This window comes from Flavobacterium psychrophilum (assembly GCA_001708385.1).
GTDB classification, from domain to species: domain Bacteria; phylum Bacteroidota; class Bacteroidia; order Flavobacteriales; family Flavobacteriaceae; genus Flavobacterium; species Flavobacterium psychrophilum_A.
Map to the genome: position 1 here is coordinate 3,505,529 of CP012388.1, position 17,295 is coordinate 3,522,823.

Below are 17,295 nucleotides of genomic sequence, written 5' to 3' on the forward strand. Positions count from 1 at the left end.
CATCACCTTACTATATTACAAACGTGATGTTGAACGAAAAAATGAAAAGGTATGTTTACAACTATTTCCTGGGGCAATTACCTCATCGCAGTTGCCCTCTTATCTGGAGCATGGTACATTTATGTTGGCTTGAGGTATTATAAAAATGAACTTCTCGCATTTTTTCATAGCAAAAATAAAACAGGCTATGGCAATAAGTCTCCCGAGGGGACTGCGCAGGAGAATATCTTTATCGATCAGCCAACAACTCCCCCAATAGCCATAAATGAACTTGAAGACGATACTTTTCAAGAGGTTGATCACCTTATAGGTCGTCTCAAAAAGTTATTTTCAGAAGTACAGAGTACAACGGCAAAGGAAGAATTCACAAATTATCTTGGGCTTTTACTGGCTGAATATCCCTTACTGGCACAGTCGGTATTCAAAAGCCAGGTCAACGAATTTATCCTCTCTGAAATGGCTCGGGGCAATTTGTCTTTTCAATTTACACATCAGCAGTTACAGCAACTTTGGTAATAGCTAAAAAACAGGCGGAGGTGTTTCGCCTGCCCATCCCTGTGCGATAGGCAGATACGTGACAAATTATTGGGAACGAGGCAATCGTAATCCCTCCGCTTTCTTATTGTATAATCTAAAAGGAATGTAGTATGAAAAAGAACAGGAAACTTTTGACCAGCGGCCGCATCATTTGTGCCTTTACGGTAGCAATCTTGCTGACGGCACAACAAGTAAATGCACAGGATGGCCTTGCCGGTATTAATGAGGCCAATGACCAGGTGCGCAGTTATTTCGATGCGGGGTGCAACCTGATGTACGCGATTGGGGCAGTGCTTGGGCTTATAGGGGCTGTAAAGGTGTACCAGAAATGGAATGCCGGTGACCAGGATACAAGCAAGGTAGCAGCGGCGTGGTTTGGCAGCTGTATATTTCTTGTGGTGGTGGCAACAGTAATCCAGTCGTTCTTCGGCGTATAAGCTATGCCTTATGGAATCGCTGCTCAAAGAGGCGTTGTGGGACTACATTGTAACCCACAACCCGGAACTGATGTAAGACCTGCAGGAGGCCTATGCTGTGAGTGACTATCTTGATAAAAAGGTGCGCAGTATCCAGCCGATGGCCATCCAGATGTTACAAGATGACTTCCCAAAATATCTTATTGAGGCGCGTTGCCTTGAGGTCCTTACCGGGGAGCTCAGGCCATCACGCTATCTGTACCTGAAAAGCATCTTTGAAGAAGAATTTGCCGATGAGGCTGCGCTGTATAGCGATTCGGGTATACTGGTATGTGAGATAATAGGGATGCTGGAGTACTGTAGGGAGCTGATGGATGAGATGGGTTTTTCAGTCCAGAACGAAGGGAATCCGGATATACGGAATGCAGTAATAGGCCATTTGTATGGCTATCTCTATGCGGAGCATAAATTGTGAAAGGTTGAGCTATGGCGTACAATGTAAAGGAAAAATTGCAAGGCAACATCGCGGCTATTGAGGCGGCTATCGCCTGGGACAATGGCACAGTATTGACCGATGCAATGCAGCAAGACTTAAATAACTATTCAGGCTTTGGAGGCATCAAAACCATACTGTACCCAAAAGGCAATGAAGCCGACTGGCTTGCTAACGGCGCTACCCAAGCAGACCTGAAACTACACCCTGAGATGATGCGCCTGCATGGAATCCTTGAAGATGCTTTTGGAGAAGAGGGCTACCAGGAAGTGATAAACTCATTGCGCAACAGTGTGCTGACTGCCTTTTATACCCCGGAAGTGGTACCCAGGGTCTTGTACGAAACTTTAAAAGAAGCTGGGTTATCGCCCCAAAGGTTATACGAGCCATCGGCCGGTGCAGGAGTTTTTATTCGGGAAGCAGAAAAGGTCTTTGACTCATTCGGACAGGTTACAGCTGTTGAAAAAGATAGGCTCAGTGCTTTGGTGCTAGCCGCCCGAAACAGCGTGAACGCTTCCACAACTACTACTTTCCAAAGCCCACTGGAAGAAGCCCCGACTGATGACAACGGTACGTATGACCTTGTGGTTAGCAACATCCCCTTTGGAAATTTCAGCGTGTACGATGCAGCATTTCCTGAAAAGGCATTATCAGGGAGGATACACAATTACTTCTTTGCCAAGGGGCTGGACAAATTGGCCGAAGGCGGTGTGATGGCCTACCTCACCACCAATGCTTTTTTAGACAGCCCATCCAACCATGCAGCACGGGAGCACCTATTTGTACATGCTGATTTCGTAAGTGTGAGCGTCATGCCGGATAACTTAATGAGCGATACGGGCAACACCCAGGCACCGAGCCACCTATTGATTGTACAAAAGAACTCAGTAAAGCAAACTTTATCCGTCGAGGAAAAGCTCCTCGTACAGTCCGTAAAAGCAGAAAACAGTTTAGGGGCTTATGATGTCAACCGTTATCTGCTAGAACATCCCGAGCTCATTGTCGGTAACGAGCTTAAGGCAGGTACCGACCAGTACGGCAAACCCCACCAGGTAGTGTGGCAAACCGGAAACCTTGATGATATTTCGGAAAAATTGGCAGGAACCATACGGGAAGGTTTGCAGGAAAGGCTCAGCCGCCAGAGGTTTGTAAAGGCATTACAGGATTATATCCCGGGACGGGCTGAAAAGCCGAAGCTTACCTATACCGCGATGCCGGAGCGCCAGGAAATGGAAGCGCCGATACAGTTAGGTCTTTTTGATGCCCTGCCTGCGGAAAGCCTGGGTCGGGCAGCGGACTACATCAATGAAATGGATGCTACGGTAGTCGATAAGAAGTCAGGGCGTATCCTGAGCACCATACGTACACAGGACAACCCAGAACATGAAAGTGTGGTGCTTTTGGCGGCCCGGATGCTTAAATCCAAGCAATATGTGTACAAGCTGTATGCGAATGTACAGGAATTGCAGCCAATGCCTGCCAACTGGATGACGGCAGGCCTTTTAACCCATGAGATTGCTTCAGTATCCAACCAGTTGCAAAAATTCGGTCACGGGTACCGGTATGAAGGTGATACTCTTTTGGAAAAGGCATTCCGGCTGAAGGAAGAGAAACCGCTGGAACTGGAACTGAAACCATTTTATGCAGAGGGGACTTTGGTGGTACTGGAGGGTGCTGTAGGAACGCTTCGCAACATTAGGCATGATACAAAGGAAGCGGACTTTTATCCCTTAGCCAGCCGGGGAAGCGTAGCACTGCTCAGCCACTATATACAGCTTAGGGATATGTATCAGGTACTTTTTGTACGCGAACAATCCGGGTATCCGGATGAAGAGCTTCGTAAAAAGCTCAATGAAGGATATGAGGGTTTTACACAGCAGTACGGGCCGCTAAACCATCCTGCAAATGCACGGCTCATCATGGAGGATACGGCTTTTGGGATCACGATGCTGTCCTCGCTGGAGCGCAAGGACGATGGGCAGTATGTCAAGGCAGATATACTAACGGCTTCCCTTATACAAAGGGAAGAAAGGTACTATACCGATGATGTGGTTGAAGCGCTCGCGAGGGGGCTTAATGAGACCGGAAAGGTGGATTTGGATTTTATTACGGCTGCCACCAGCCTGTCTGAAGAAGAAGCCATACAACAGCTGGGCAACCATATTTTCATAAACCCTGTTAATAGTGGTTGGGAAACCCAGGATGAATACCTCAGTGGTAATGTTGTGGATAAACTCATGCAGGCAAAGTCCGCACTGGAATTAGAGCCAGATAATGTGCAGTTCCACAAAAGTGTCGAAGCTCTTGAAAAAGTCCAGCCGGAGCGGATTGGTTTTGAGCTGCTGGATTTCAACCTTGGTGAGCGGTGGATACCGGAACAGTATTACGAGCGGTTTGCTTCAGAGTTCTTTGAAACGGATGTACAGGTCAACTACTTTGAATCGCTGGATGCCTTCAAGGCTACTATGGGGCATAATACCAAGGTCGACAATGAATATGCGGTAACCCCTAAAAGCGGCAGGACCACCTATGGCTATACCATGCTGGAGCATGCCCTTGAGAACACGGCTCCTTTTTTTACCTATGAGGTAAAAGGTATCGACGGAAAGCCTATCCGGCTACCCGACAATGAGGCCATACAGCTGGCGCACCAAAAAATTGAGGCCATACGCAGTGGTTTTATACAATGGCTGGATAATCTGCCGCAAAGCGATAAAAAGGAACTGGAGCAAAAGTACAACGATACATTCAACTGTTACCGCCTGCGGGAATACGACGGCAGCCACTTGACCTTTCCGGGATTGGATCGCAAGGCACTCGGCATAGATGATTTGTACAGCTCACAGAAAAATGCGGTATGGCGCATCATACAAAACAGGGGCGCGCTTGTTGACCATGAGGTAGGCTTGGGTAAAACCCTGACCATGGTAGTTGCCGCCCATGAGATGAAGCGGCTGGGTATCTCACCCAAGCCGATGATACTGGCACTGAAATCCAACGTGAGCCAGATTGCCAAGACCTACAGACAGGCCTATCCTGGCTCGCGGATATTGTTTCCGGGCGAGAATGATTTTACGCCTGCTAGAAGAACACGGCTGTTTCATGAGATCAAGAACAACAACTGGGACTGTATCATATTGACCCACGACCAATTCGGCAAAGTGCCGCAGTCACCCGATATCCAGAAAACCATCTTCAAGCAGGAACTCATCAGTGTTGAGAAAGACCTTGATACAGTAAAAGAACTTGGTGGCGAAATCTCCAAGAAAATGCGTAAAGGGCTTGAGGTACGTATGAACAACCTGGATGTAAAGCTCAAAACCCTTGAGAAAGAAATGGAAGAGAAAAAGGATAAAGGGATTGATTTTGACCAAATGAATGTCAGCCATTTGTTTGTTGACGAATCTCATAAATTCAAGAACCTGACCTTTACCACAAGGCACAACCGGGTAGCGGGGCTCGGCAATATGCAGGGCAGCCAGAAGGCGCTCAACATGCTCTTTGCGGTGCGCACACTCCAGAACAGGTATGAGAGTGATTTATGTGCAACCTTCTTATCGGGTACCCCGATATCGAACAGCCTTACCGAGATGTATCTTATTTTCAAATATATGAGGCCTAACGAAATGGAGCGACAGCGTATTTCAAACTTTGATGGCTGGGCGGCGGTTTATGCGCGTAAGACAACGGACTTTGAATTCAATGTAACCAATGAAATTGTTGCCAAGGAACGCTTCAGGCATTTTATCAAGGTACCGGAACTGGCACTCTTTTATAATGAGATTACCGATTATAAAACGGCCAAACACATCAGCCTGGACCGCCCAGAGATTGCGGAAACACTGGTTAATATAAAACCCAGCCCTGAGCAGGAAGACTTCATCCACAGGTTGATGCAGTTCGCTAAATCAGGTGATGCACGGCTTATCGGAAGGGACCCGCTTACCCGTGAAGAAGATATGGGTAGGATGCTGATTGCAACGAATTATGCCAAAAAGATGGCGGCCGATATGCGCCTGATTGATGAAAGTTACAGCGACCACCCGGATAACAAGCTCAATACCTGTGCACGTAAGGTGGCAGAAATCTATCAGGACAGTACCCTACACAAAGGAACACAAATAGTGTTCTGCGATATAGGTACCCCTAAGCCCGATACCTTTAATCTGTACGATGCACTGCGCGATAAGTTGGTCAGTGATTTAGGGTTGCCATCTAATGAGGTAACTTTTATACACGACTGGAGTGATAAACAAAAGCCTGACCTCTTCCGCAAGATGAATGCCGGTGAGATACGGGTATTGGTAGGCAGTACCGATAAGGCTGGAACCGGTCTGAATGTGCAGCAGCGTGTAGTAGCGATGCACCATCTGGACATCCCCTGGAAGCCCTCGGAGTTTGAGCAGCGCAACGGGCGTGGCGGCAGGCAGGGCAACTGGGTAGCAAAGGAACACTATGGTAACAAAGTGCAAAATTTTATCTATGCCACCGAGCAGTCACTGGATAACTACAAATTCAACCTGCTCAAGAACAAGCAGACCTTTATTAGCCAGATGAAGAACTGCGAGCTGAATGTCCGCACGATTGACGAGGGGGCAATGGATGAGCAAAGCGGTATGAACTTCTCGGAGTACATCGCCATCCTTTCCGGTGATACCTCGCTGTTGGAAAAGTCCAAGTTGGAAAAGAAGGTGGCGGTTTTAGAAGGGGTACGCCTGGCACATTACAAGGAACTGGCAGGTAATAAAAACCAACTGGAATATTTGAACAATGAGAAAGTATCGAAAACTGGCACATTACAGAAACTGGAGGCTGATGCACTTTTTTATAAAGACAGGATGATCCATGATGCGGATGGCACAAAAGCCAATCCGATACTGCTGGAAGGCCGCCACATCGCAGATCCGGAAGATTTAGGTAAGCGTATCATACAGCTTTACCGTGAATGGATACCGCAGCCTGGTGAGGCAGAAGGCAAACGTATCGGCTCGTTGTACGGGTTCGGCCTGTACATCCGCCATGAGCGGGAGATGGTTAGGGAAAAGGACAATTACCGATTTTATTATTCCAATTCATTTTATGCCCAACGGGAAGAAAATGGCATAAAGTACACTTACAACAAAGGGGCTCCAAACGTTGATAACCCCAAACTGGCGGCTCGGCATTTCCTGAATGCCATTGACCGGGCGGAATCTCTTAGTGAAAAGTATGCTAAGGAACTGCAAAGTATTAGCGACCAAATCCCTAAGCTGGAAAAACTCTGCCAAAAGCCTTTTGAGAAGGAAGCGGAGTTGCAGGTGATGAAGTCGCAACTGGCAACCCTTGAAAGGGATATTGCCCTTAAGATACAGGAAAAGCAGCTGCAGTCTGAAAAAGAGGTTACCGGGCATCAAGAGAATGTGCCGGAAAACAAACAAGCTGTTACTGTAAAAGGGGATGAAACCCCGAAGAAAGATAAAATGCAGGGCCTTATGTATGCCCAAATGCGGAAAAATAACCGGATGAAATTTTAAGGTATGGCAAGTGTATATCAGGTAAATAAAGGGATTAACCAGAGCATTGAATTCAAAGGGCTGAAAGCCCATTACATCTGGTATTTGGGTGGCGCAGTGGTCGCCCTGATGGTGGTGTTTGCCATCATGTATATCGTCGGTTTACCCTCGTTGGTTTGTATAGGGGTAATCGGTGTAATGGGCACATTAACAGTGATGCACATCTACCGCCTCAGCCACAAGTACGGCGAGTACGGACTGATGAAAGCGCTGGCCAAAAAACAACTACCGAAGGTGCTCAAATTGAAAAACCGATCCGTGTTTTTCTTAAACCAAAAAAGCAAGTAATATGGAAAAGCAAATAGAACAGATACTGCCCATCATGGCTGTAGAACACGATTGTATCTTATCAAAGCAAGGTGATGTCACCATAGTGTTTAGGGCAGAACTGCCGGAACTCTTTACCCTTTCAGATCAGGAGTATGAGGCATTCCATCAGATATGGCTTAAAGCCCTGAAGTTGCTGCCCAAGCATACAGTGTTCCATAAGCAGGACTGGTTTCTGGAAAGTAGATATGCCGCAGATTTTTCAGGGGAAGATAACAGTTTTCTCTCCCAGAGCAGTGAGCGGTTTTTTAACGAGCGGCCCTTTTTAGACCATAGCTGCTACATTATGCTGACCAAGAAGCCCGATGGGCGTAAAAATGTAAGCTCTGTATTTTCGAGCCTGCTCAAGCGCAGCATTGTTCCGGAGGAAACCCTGAGCCCACAGTTGTTACAGGATTTTTTAGATAACGTAGGCCAGTTTAGGCGTATATTGGAAGATAGTGGTTTTGTAACCCTTACCAGGCTTACCGGCAAGGAACTCTCCAGTAGTGAAAGCAACATGGGTTTCATCGAGCAGTACTGTCTTTTAGCAGAGCGCCCACATCCTTTTGTATTCGGGGATATCGCCCTTGAGGATGGTTTGCGTGTAAATGATAAGTACTGTCAGCTCTACGCTCTTGCCGATGCGGCAGACCTTCCCGGGCTGTGCGGTTCACGTATCAACTACGATAAGTATTCCACCGACCGCACCAAATTCAGTATTGGCTTTGCTTCAACCTTAGGGCAGCTTCTGTCCTGCAACCATATTTATAACCAGTACCTTTTTTTAGATGACCCTCAAAAGACCATCCAGAAAATGGAGTCCAAGAGGTTACGTTTGCAGTCTCTATCAGGCTACAGCAGGGAAAACAGTATTGCCAGGGATGCCACCAATGATTTTTTAAATGAGGCCATTAGCCAGCAACGTCTACCGGTCAAAGCACACTTTAATGTATTGGCATGGACCGATACCAGGGAAAAGCTGAAAGATATTAAGAACATGGTATCCTCAGCCTTAGCGCAGATGGATGCCGTGGCGCGTCAGGAAACAGTGGGTGCGCCCCAGATCTGGTGGGCTGGCCTGCCGGGTAACGCGGCGGATTTCCCAATGAATGACACCTTCGACACTTTTGCTGAACAAGCTACCTGTTTCTTTAACCTTGAAACCGGATATCGCTCGTCGCTCAGCCCGATGGGCATACGCCTCGGAGAGCGCCTTAACGGCAAGCCTGTGCATGTAGATATAAGCGATGAGCCCGTAAAGATGGGTATCTGTACCAACCGTAATAAATTCATACTTGGCCCTTCGGGAAGTGGCAAGTCGTTTTTTACCAACCACATGGTACGCAGTTATTATGAGCAGGGAACCCATATTGTGTTGGTGGACGTGGGGCACAGCTATAAAGGGCTATGTGATATGGTTAACGGATACTATTTTACGTACACTGAACAAAATCCAATCCGGTTCAATCCCTTCTATATAGGGGACGGCGATACGCTTGACACCGAAAAAAAGGAAAGCATCAAGACGCTGCTTTTGGCGCTTTGGAAAAAAGACGATGAAGCCTTTAAGCGTAGTGAGTATGTTGCCCTCTCCAATGCCATTGGCGGATACTACAATTACATGAATAAAAACAGGGATGTTTTCCCAAGCTTCGACACCTTCTATGAGTTTTTGAGAGACCATTATGTAGCGGTTTTGGAGGAAGACAAGGTTAAGGAGAAAGATTTTGATGTGGATAATTTCCTGTATGTGCTAAGGCCCTATTATAAGGGTGGTGAGTTCGATTACCTGCTCAATGCTACGGAGAACCTGAACCTATTGCAGGAACGCTTTATTGTATTTGAACTGGACAACATCAAGGATCACCCCATACTGTTTCCGGTCGTGACCATTATTATCATGGAAGTATTTATCAATAAGATGCGCAAAATGAAAGGCGTCCGCAAAATGATACTGATTGAAGAGGCCTGGAAAGCACTAATGAAAGAAGGGTTTGCCGAGTACATTAAATACCTGTTTAAGACCGTGCGTAAATTCTTTGGGGAAGCCATTGTGGTGACCCAGGAGGTCGAGGATATTATTTCTTCGCCGATTGTAAAGCAGGCGATCATCAACAACAGTGACTGTAAGATACTACTCGATCAAAGCAAGTACCAGAATAAGTTCGACCAGATACAGGAACTGCTCGGGCTTACCGAAAAAGAGAAGGCACTCGTTTTGTCGGTTAACAAAGCCAACGACCCGGCGCGGAAGTACAAGGAAGTCTTTATATCTCTCGGAGGTATTCTTTCTAAAGTCTACCGTACCGAGGTTTCGCTGGAGGAATATTTGGCCTATACCACGGAAGAAACGGAAAAAGTTAAGGTACAGGCCTACGCCCAAAAATTTGGAGGGGACATTAAAAAGGGCATTGCTGCCCTGGCTAATGAAATGCGAAACACATAATACAACAGCTATGGTACTAAAAAAGTTTACACTCGGCATACTCAGTTTTATGTTGGCATTTGCACCTGTGAGGTCAGTGGCAGCAGCTCCCATCACAATAGCAGAGACCAGTAGTGCGGCAGTCTTGCCGCTACTGACCATCATAAAAGAAGCATTAAAGAAAATCATCAAGGCTATTGACTTGCATATCCAACGCCTTCAGAATAAGACGATATGGCTACAGAATGCACAAAAGCAAATTGAAAATGCGCTGTCTAAGTTGAAACTGGATGAAATATCCGAGTGGACAGAGAAACAAAAGGAACTCTATAAAGGCTACTATGAAGAGCTTATGAAAGTAAAGGCAATGGTTTCGTATTACCAGCGTATCCGTGATATTGTGGATAAGCAGCAGCGATTAGTCAGCGAATACCAAAATGCATGGGGGCTTTTGCAGCAGGATGACCATTTTACCAGTGATGAAATTGCCTATATGGAAAAAGTATACAACGGTATACTGGGGGAAAGCATTGAGAATATTGACGTGATTTTTATGGTAGTCGAATCCTTTACCACTTCCATGAGCGATGCGGAGCGTCTTGAAATGATTAACGAAGCGGCAGACCGTATTGAAGCGAATTATGACGACCTCAAACTGTTTAACAAACAGAATATGCTGTTGAGCCTACAACGGGCACGCAGTAAAGCAGATATAGATTTAATTAAGAGAATGTACGGCTTACCTTAATATCAAAACGTTATGAAAAAGATGATGATGACAATGCTGCTTTTCGGATGTATTGCTAGCCCGGTACAAGCGCAGAACAAAACGGTGAAAACGATGATGGAACAGATTGTTGCGCTACAGGTCTATATTGGTTATGCCCAAAAGGGCTACTCCGTTGTAAAAACAGGGCTTGATATAATTGGGAATCTAAAAAGGGGGGAATTCGACCTACACACCGATTATTTCAATTCTTTGGCGCATGTTAACCCAGAAGTGCAGGGTTATGTAAGTATTGGCAAGACGCTGCTCTTACAGGGACAGATATTGGAACTTTGTGATGGTGCAAGGGATTTCCTGCAAGGAAACCCATATATGCGTACTGATGAACTGGATTACCTGGAACGGGTTTTTGCACAGCTGCTTGAGGACTGCCACACCATACTGGAAGAAATGGAAGCAGTTGCGACCGACAACCAGCTGACCATGAAAGACAGCGAACGCATACAGCGTATTGACGGGCTCTATGAAAGGATGCTGGATGCCTACAATTTTAGCCAGCAGTTTACCGGTGAGGCCAAACTTCTGGTACAGTCCCGCAAAAAGGAAGATGTTGATGCAGAAATGGCCAGAAGATTACAAGGGCTTTAAAAAACATGCTTATGAAAAAGTTAGTTATACTACTATTCGTGCTCTTTTTACCTTTTTGCAAGGTAAGCGCACAGGCACAGGAACTACAGCAATTGGCGCTCAATATTGAGAAGCTCGCACAGTTCCGGCAAATCCTTAAGGACATGAAAAAGGGTTATGAAATCCTGACCAAGGGGTATAATACGGTCAAGGACCTTACCCAAGGGAACTTTAGCCTGCATGAAGCTTTTCTGGATGCGCTGCTTGAAGTAAGCCCAACGGTCAGAAATTATAAGCGTATAGCAGAAATTATTGAAATGCAAATCAAGCTCATACAGGAACAGGGCAATGCTTTTGGTCGATTTCAGGGTAGCGGTAACTTTAACGGCGATGAACTTTCTTATATCGGAAGGGTCTATGACAACCTGGTGGAAAAAAGCCTGCGTAACCTTGATGAACTTTTGGTTGTAATCACTGCCGGACAGGCGCGTATGAGCGATAACGAACGCCTGGAGGCTATTGACCGTATCTATGAAGACATGCAGGACAAGCTTTTATTCCTGAGGGACTTTAGCAACAATACAACAGTGCTTTCCGTGCAGCGTGCTAAAGAACATCAAGATGTACAAAAGATGGAAGATCTGCATGAAGTAACCCCTTAATTATTGGCTTATGAAACGATTTAAAAAGGTTGCTTTTTTAGCAACCCTGGGATTACTATTCCCATATGTAGCGTCAGCGCAAGGCATGGCCGATGAGATGCAGAGCCTACATGGAGTGCTTGAGGAATTGTATGATGAGATGATGCCCCTGTGTAGTAATCTTATGGGAGTTGGGCAAGGTATCGCGGGTTTTGCTGCGTTGTGGTACATTGCCTCAAGGGTGTGGAAACACTTGGCAGCAGCAGAGCCGATTGACTTTTATCCGTTGTTCCGCCCGTTTGTACTGGGCTTCTGTATTACCATATTTCCGTCAGTGCTAGCGATGATTAACGGGGTAATGAAACCTACGGTTACTGCTACTGCGGCTATGGTTGAGAATTCCAACCAGGCCATTGAAGTATTATTGGAAAGGAAAGAAGAAGCTATTATGAATAGCGATGTCTGGCAGATGTATGTAGGGGAAGACGGTAGTGGCGACCGGGATCGCTGGTATAAGTACACCCATGATGATGCTGACCCCGATGACGAAGGTTTTTTCGAGGGTATCGGCAACGATATAAAGTTTGCTGCAGCCAAGATGTCCTATAATTTCCGGAATTCGGTAAAGGAATGGATGAGCGAGGTACTTCGTATACTCTTTGAAGCGGCTGCGCTCTGTATTAATACCCTGCGGACCTTCCAACTTATTGTCTTGTCAATATTAGGACCCTTGGTATTTGGCTTGGCTGTTTTTGACGGTTTGCACAATACCCTTAGCGCATGGCTGGCACGCTATCTGAATATATTCCTCTGGCTGCCGGTAGCTAATATATTCGGGGGAATTATCGGGAAGATACAGGAAAAGATGCTCCAAATCGACATTGACCAGATCGGGAACTATGGTGATACCTTTTTCAGCAGGACGGACATGGCCTATATGGTATTTATGATAATCGGTATCATAGGTTACTTTACAGTACCCTCAGTTGCCAATTACATCGTACACGCTGCCGGAGGCAGTGCCCTTACCCAAAAAACAACCAGTATTTTGAGCGCAAGCTATAGTACTGTTGCCAGCACGTCTACAACTGCCGGACAGTATACTACAGGTATGGCCGCCGATGGAGCAAAGCTTGTAGTAGATGGAGCGAAAGCGACAGGGCAAGGAGCGGCAGTAGCTGGCGGGTATATGGCAGATAAACTAAAAGGAAACTAAAAACGAAAGCTATGTTCACAAAAATGAAAAACATCGACAGCGCATTCCGTTATGTACGGCTCTTTACCCTTGTAGTAATTATATGTAGCCTCGCTGTCGCTGCCCTCAGCCTGTATAAAAGCTTTAGCTTGGTGTCGCAGATGCAGGGTAAAATTTACATACTTGCTAATGGTAAAGCTATAGAAGCCTTCGCTGCAGACCGAAAGGACAATATACCGGTAGAAGCCCGCGATCATGTAAAGGCCTTCCATAAGTTCTTCTTTACACTTGATCCTGATGAAAAAGTAATACGTACCAATATCAACAAGGCCTTAAACCTTGCAGATGGTACTGCAAAAAGAGTGTATGACGACCTCAAGGAGAAGGGGTATTATGCCGGGATAATTTCGGGGAATATCAGCCAGGGTATTGAGGTAGACAGCGTACAGGTAGATATAAAAGGCTATCCGTACCATTTCAGGTGCTACGCTACCCAACAGATCACAAGGGCTACAACAACGGTTATCCGCAGCCTGATTACCGAAGGGGCTCTCAGGAATGTGTCCCGCAGCGACAACAACCCGCACGGCTTTTTGATAGAACATTGGGCGACCATAGAGAACCGCGATATTGCTACAGAAAACCGAAAATAAGGCAGTATGGGATTTTGGAAGAAAAAGAAACAGGAAACGGCGCCGGGACCAGTAGCGTTTTGGTTAATGGAGAAAAAAAGGAATGTAAAAGAATGGTGGGTAAAGCAGATGGTAAATCTAAGTTCTAAACTCTCGATCAGCCAGCAAAAAATACTATTTATTGTGATATGTATTTTTTGCTGTGGGTACAGCAGTTTTTTGATCCTACAAGGATTTAGTGTTATCAATGATACGAAAGCAATTCCCATTAATTCGATTGCAAGGCCTGATTCGCGAAAGCCTATTATTAAAAAAGAAGATCATAAGAGCGGCGAAATAGCACGTATAAGATATTTGCTTTCAATTATGGACAGCCTTAAAGATAACCCAAGTGGGAAACCACAGTATGACAGTATCGTCAGGTACCGACCGGGACTTTTAGATACTTTGAAAAAGTTAGAAGAATATTATGTAACCGAATAAAGTCAATAGCATGAAAAATAAAGTGTTAACCCCGAAAGATTTAAGGCAGCGCAAACTGTTTTTAGCGCTGCCCCTCATGGCCTTGCCATTCCTTACCCTTTTCTTCTGGGCGCTGGGTGGAGGCTCAACTACGGCCATTGCGGCTACATCGCCTGTTGAAAAAGGTTATAATGTCAACCTGCCAAATCCAAATTTTAAAGACGATAAGGCATTGGATAAACTAAGCTATTATGATAGGGCCAGCGAAGATTCATTAAAAGGGAAGGCTAAAAATGAACGTAGCGCTTCCTATATAGGGTCAAATAAAGCATTTCAGGAAGAAGTAAATGTTATCCCGGAGCGTGCACAGACGAGGCCTTCAGCAAGGGGGGTAAATAGTCTAGCCTACCGCAGCCCGGCTGAGGAAAAGGTACAAAAGCGCCTTGAAGCCCTTCAAAAGGCCATAAAAAATCCCTCAATAAAGCAACCGGTAAAGGGCAAAACATCTGCCAATGCACTACAGGAAAATACTAATCCCGAAATCGACCGCCTTGAATCGATGATGGCTTCTATGAATGGCCCGGGGGAGGCAGACCCGGAATTACAGCAGCTGGGCTCCATGTTGGAAAGGATAGTGGATATTCAGCATCCGGAGCGCGTGCAGCAACGGTTAGAGGAACAATCCGAGCAGAAGCGAGGGCAGGTCTTTGCGGTATCGGCCTCTGGTAAGCCGGAAAATGTATCGGTACTGGAAAATGGCATTCGAAATTTTGGTCAAGTAAGTAGTTACCAAAGTCATGGGTTTTATTCCCTTGATGATGAGCCCACTGATAGCAATGTCGGTAAAGCCATAACAGCGGTCATCCATGAAACACAAACATTGGTTAATGGTGCTGTAATCAAACTAAGGCTGACTACTGACATTATGATAAACGGTATTGCAATTCCCAAAGACCACTTTATTTTCGGTACAGTTTCATTAAAAGGCGAACGCCTTACAGTAAACATTGAGAGCCTGCAATACGATACTTCAATTTTTCAGGTTGATCTCACGGTCTACGATATGGATGGCATGGAAGGAATCTATATTCCCGGAGCCATTGCCCGCGATGTAGCGAAGAGCTCTGCTGACCGTTCGGTGCAATCTCTGGGAGTAAGTACTATTGATGATTCGTGGTCCTCCCAGGCTATGGGTGCAGGTATCGAGGCAGGTAAAACACTGTTCAGCAAAAAGGCAAAACTTGTAAAAGTTATGGTTAAGGCCGGTTACCAGGTACTATTGTATGATGAAAAAGCTAACAAAAAATAAATTTATATGAAAAAGCTAATTGTATTGATGTTGGTAATGCTGTCTGCCTTACCCATCTATAGCCAGGACAGTCCAGTCTCAGAATATGTTCAGATCACTCCCGAGTCTCTAACTATAGCTGTAGGTAAAACAACCAATCTTATTTATCCATTTGCTATCGCAAGTGTAGACCGTGGGAGTAGGGATATACTGGTTCAGAAAGCAAAGGGGCTTGATAATATTCTCCAGGTAAAAGCCGCGAGGGAATGTTTTGAGACTACAAATCTCACCGTAATTACTTCAGAAGGGAAATTATATTCATACAATGTTGCTCATGATGAGACAACCAGCCAGCTTAACCTTGACTACACAAATGGCAGGTTAAGTGCTACAGAAAAGTACAATCAATCCCAAGCGAAAGAGTTAAGTGCAATTGCGGCATCATTGAGGCCAAATATCTACGGCTTAAAAGATAAGAATGATGGGGTAAAATTAGCAATAGAGGGAGTTTATATACATGAGAACCTGTTTTTCTTCAAAGTCAGGATAGACAACAATACGAATATCAATTACGATATCGGCCAGCTACGGCTATTTATAAAAGATCAAAAAAAGTCAAAGAGGACCGCCTCACAGGAAAATGAAATTACACAATTGTTTGTACAGAACCCTGTCAAGGTAATAAAAGGTTTAGAAGAACAAATTATGGTGATTGTTGTATCAAAGTTCACTATTCCAGATAAAAAGGAAATGGTTTTTCAGGTTATGGAAAAAGATGGGGGGCGACACCTTGAGATGCGCGTAAAGAATAAAACAATAATCAAGGCGGAGGTTATACTGTAAAAATTAGGATATGAAAATTCATAATTATGAATATGATGCAATCCTGGATTATCTACTTAAACAAAGCTGGAGTGGAAATACTGTGGTTGCATTCCTTGATGATTCGGCACCTGTAAGCACGGAGGAACTTATCTGCTTTCAAACACCTTACGAGGCAAAAGAATATTGCTATGAAATGTCTACCGACCTGGATTTTTACAAGTTCAACGGCCTTAAAACCATGTATAGGGCTATGAGTGAGGCACGCCAGGACAAGAGCTTACTCATTATAGATTCGGGATTGGTGGATGTATCAGCTATGATTACGGCCAGAGAACAAAAGTTAGAGAGTGAACAAATTTTTAATAGTCAAAATGATAAAGTTATGAACGAGAACAATTTCAATTACCTGAAGGATCAGGTAAAATATACAGGTTTCGGAGATAGCCTGGAATATGAGCTAAGGCAGAAAATTAATCAGCAATTACCGGAGTTTAAATTAGCCTACAAAAATGAATACGGTAAAGATAAAGTTGAGGTCACACTTAATTTTAAAAAATCCGAGCAGGGCGATATGTATTTTTTTAATTCCTACAACGTAAAACTTCAAAAGGAAAATGCTGAGACCCTGCAGCAAAACATATATGTTAACAGCAAGGGTACCATTACAATGAAGGAAGCTTATAACCTGTTAAGTGGAAGATCTGTCAATAAAGATATGCAGACGAAAGAGGGGCAGGATTATAATGTTTGGATCAAATATGACTTCAAAAACACCGATGATCGTGGAAATTACAAACAACTCCAATATGGTAAAAATTATGGTTATGATATTGAAGCACAGCTTGCCAAGCATCCCGTAAAAGAACTCCTTAATGATCAATATAAGGCAGAATTAATTGACTCACTCAAGAAGGGAAATTTACAAGCGGCTACTTTCGTAAAAGAAGGGCAGGAAGTTAAACAGTTCATTGAGGCAAACCCACAATATAAAAACATTAATATTTACGATAGTAATTTGCAGCGCGTTGACAATAAGCGTTCCGTCAGTCAGGAACAAAATGAAGGTAAACAGCAATCGGCAAAAAGTGCAAAATCTAAAAAAGACGAGCATGATATGGAGCCTGAACAAAAACAGAATAAGAGAAAGCAGCAACGCATATAATGCT

At 44.8% G+C, this 17,295-nt stretch carries 15 protein-coding genes; all 15 read left to right on the forward strand.

Annotated features, from left to right (window positions below):
* The first annotated feature begins 51 nt into the window (after positions 1-51).
* Positions 52-516 (forward strand): hypothetical protein, encoded by a 465-nt coding sequence (locus ALW18_15390; protein ID AOE53777.1) that lies wholly within the window; start codon positions 52-54, stop codon positions 514-516.
* A 131-nt stretch (positions 517-647) separates the two neighbouring features.
* Positions 648-974, forward strand: coding sequence for a carbamoyl phosphate synthetase (locus ALW18_15395; protein AOE53778.1), 327 nt, complete (start codon positions 648-650; stop codon positions 972-974).
* A gap of 139 nt (positions 975-1,113) precedes the next feature.
* Positions 1,114-1,428 (forward strand): hypothetical protein, encoded by a 315-nt coding sequence (locus ALW18_15400; protein ID AOE53779.1) that lies wholly within the window; start codon positions 1,114-1,116, stop codon positions 1,426-1,428.
* A gap of 11 nt (positions 1,429-1,439) precedes the next feature.
* Positions 1,440-6,959 carry a DNA methylase gene (locus ALW18_15405; GenBank protein ID AOE53780.1) on the forward strand — a complete coding sequence of 1,840 codons (5,520 nt, stop codon included), beginning with the start codon at positions 1,440-1,442 and terminating at the stop codon, positions 6,957-6,959.
* A gap of 3 nt (positions 6,960-6,962) precedes the next feature.
* Complete coding sequence (locus tag ALW18_15410) at positions 6,963-7,286, forward strand: hypothetical protein (GenBank protein AOE53781.1); 324 nt, start codon at positions 6,963-6,965, stop codon at positions 7,284-7,286.
* 1 nt (position 7,287) lies between these two features.
* Positions 7,288-9,753: a conjugal transfer protein TraG gene (locus ALW18_15415; protein ID AOE53782.1), complete on the forward strand. Its 2,466-nt coding sequence runs from the start codon at positions 7,288-7,290 to the stop codon at positions 9,751-9,753.
* 67 nt (positions 9,754-9,820) lie between these two features.
* Complete coding sequence (locus ALW18_15420) at positions 9,821-10,480, forward strand: conjugal transfer protein TraI (protein AOE54442.1); 660 nt, start codon at positions 9,821-9,823, stop codon at positions 10,478-10,480.
* Positions 10,481-10,492: 12 nt separating this feature from the next.
* The gene (locus tag ALW18_15425; GenBank protein ID AOE53783.1) at positions 10,493-11,107 is read left to right on the forward strand and encodes a hypothetical protein; all 615 of its coding nucleotides are present in this window, start codon (positions 10,493-10,495) and stop codon (positions 11,105-11,107) included.
* A gap of 11 nt (positions 11,108-11,118) precedes the next feature.
* Positions 11,119-11,748 carry a hypothetical protein gene (locus ALW18_15430; protein AOE54443.1) on the forward strand — a complete coding sequence of 210 codons (630 nt, stop codon included), beginning with the start codon at positions 11,119-11,121 and terminating at the stop codon, positions 11,746-11,748.
* A 10-nt stretch (positions 11,749-11,758) separates the two neighbouring features.
* Complete coding sequence (locus ALW18_15435; protein ID AOE53784.1) at positions 11,759-12,943, forward strand: conjugal transfer protein TraJ; 1,185 nt, start codon at positions 11,759-11,761, stop codon at positions 12,941-12,943.
* Between the two features lie 11 nt (positions 12,944-12,954).
* A complete protein-coding gene (locus tag ALW18_15440; protein AOE53785.1) occupies positions 12,955-13,575 on the forward strand; it encodes a conjugal transfer protein in 621 nt (206 codons plus the stop codon).
* Positions 13,576-13,581: 6 nt separating this feature from the next.
* Positions 13,582-14,037 carry a hypothetical protein gene (locus ALW18_15445; protein AOE53786.1) on the forward strand — a complete coding sequence of 152 codons (456 nt, stop codon included), beginning with the start codon at positions 13,582-13,584 and terminating at the stop codon, positions 14,035-14,037.
* 10 nt (positions 14,038-14,047) lie between these two features.
* Complete coding sequence (locus tag ALW18_15450) at positions 14,048-15,325, forward strand: hypothetical protein (GenBank protein ID AOE53787.1); 1,278 nt, start codon at positions 14,048-14,050, stop codon at positions 15,323-15,325.
* Positions 15,326-15,331: 6 nt separating this feature from the next.
* Positions 15,332-16,147, forward strand: a complete 816-nt coding sequence (locus ALW18_15455) for a hypothetical protein (GenBank protein AOE53788.1) — start codon at positions 15,332-15,334, stop codon at positions 16,145-16,147.
* 364 nt (positions 16,148-16,511) lie between these two features.
* The gene (locus tag ALW18_15460) at positions 16,512-17,291 is read left to right on the forward strand and encodes a hypothetical protein (GenBank protein AOE54444.1); all 780 of its coding nucleotides are present in this window, start codon (positions 16,512-16,514) and stop codon (positions 17,289-17,291) included.
* Positions 17,292-17,295: the final 4 nt, after the last annotated feature.

Bases quoted from the DNA above. Each gene is read 5' to 3' on its own strand.
- ALW18_15390 (AOE53777.1), top strand. From the start codon at position 52: ATGTTTACAACTATTTCCTGGGGCAATTACCTCATCGCAGTTGCCCTC.
- ALW18_15395 (AOE53778.1), top strand. From the start codon at position 648: ATGAAAAAGAACAGGAAACTTTTGACCAGCGGCCGCATCATTTGTGCC.
- ALW18_15400 (AOE53779.1), top strand. From the start codon at position 1,114: ATGGCCATCCAGATGTTACAAGATGACTTCCCAAAATATCTTATTGAG.
- ALW18_15405 (AOE53780.1), top strand. From the start codon at position 1,440: ATGGCGTACAATGTAAAGGAAAAATTGCAAGGCAACATCGCGGCTATT.
- ALW18_15410 (AOE53781.1), top strand. From the start codon at position 6,963: ATGGCAAGTGTATATCAGGTAAATAAAGGGATTAACCAGAGCATTGAA.
- ALW18_15415 (AOE53782.1), top strand. From the start codon at position 7,288: ATGGAAAAGCAAATAGAACAGATACTGCCCATCATGGCTGTAGAACAC.
- ALW18_15425 (AOE53783.1), top strand. From the start codon at position 10,493: ATGAAAAAGATGATGATGACAATGCTGCTTTTCGGATGTATTGCTAGC.
- ALW18_15430 (AOE54443.1), top strand. From the start codon at position 11,119: ATGAAAAAGTTAGTTATACTACTATTCGTGCTCTTTTTACCTTTTTGC.
- ALW18_15435 (AOE53784.1), top strand. From the start codon at position 11,759: ATGAAACGATTTAAAAAGGTTGCTTTTTTAGCAACCCTGGGATTACTA.
- ALW18_15440 (AOE53785.1), top strand. From the start codon at position 12,955: ATGTTCACAAAAATGAAAAACATCGACAGCGCATTCCGTTATGTACGG.
- ALW18_15445 (AOE53786.1), top strand. From the start codon at position 13,582: ATGGGATTTTGGAAGAAAAAGAAACAGGAAACGGCGCCGGGACCAGTA.
- ALW18_15450 (AOE53787.1), top strand. From the start codon at position 14,048: ATGAAAAATAAAGTGTTAACCCCGAAAGATTTAAGGCAGCGCAAACTG.
- ALW18_15455 (AOE53788.1), top strand. From the start codon at position 15,332: ATGAAAAAGCTAATTGTATTGATGTTGGTAATGCTGTCTGCCTTACCC.
- ALW18_15460 (AOE54444.1), top strand. From the start codon at position 16,512: ATGAACGAGAACAATTTCAATTACCTGAAGGATCAGGTAAAATATACA.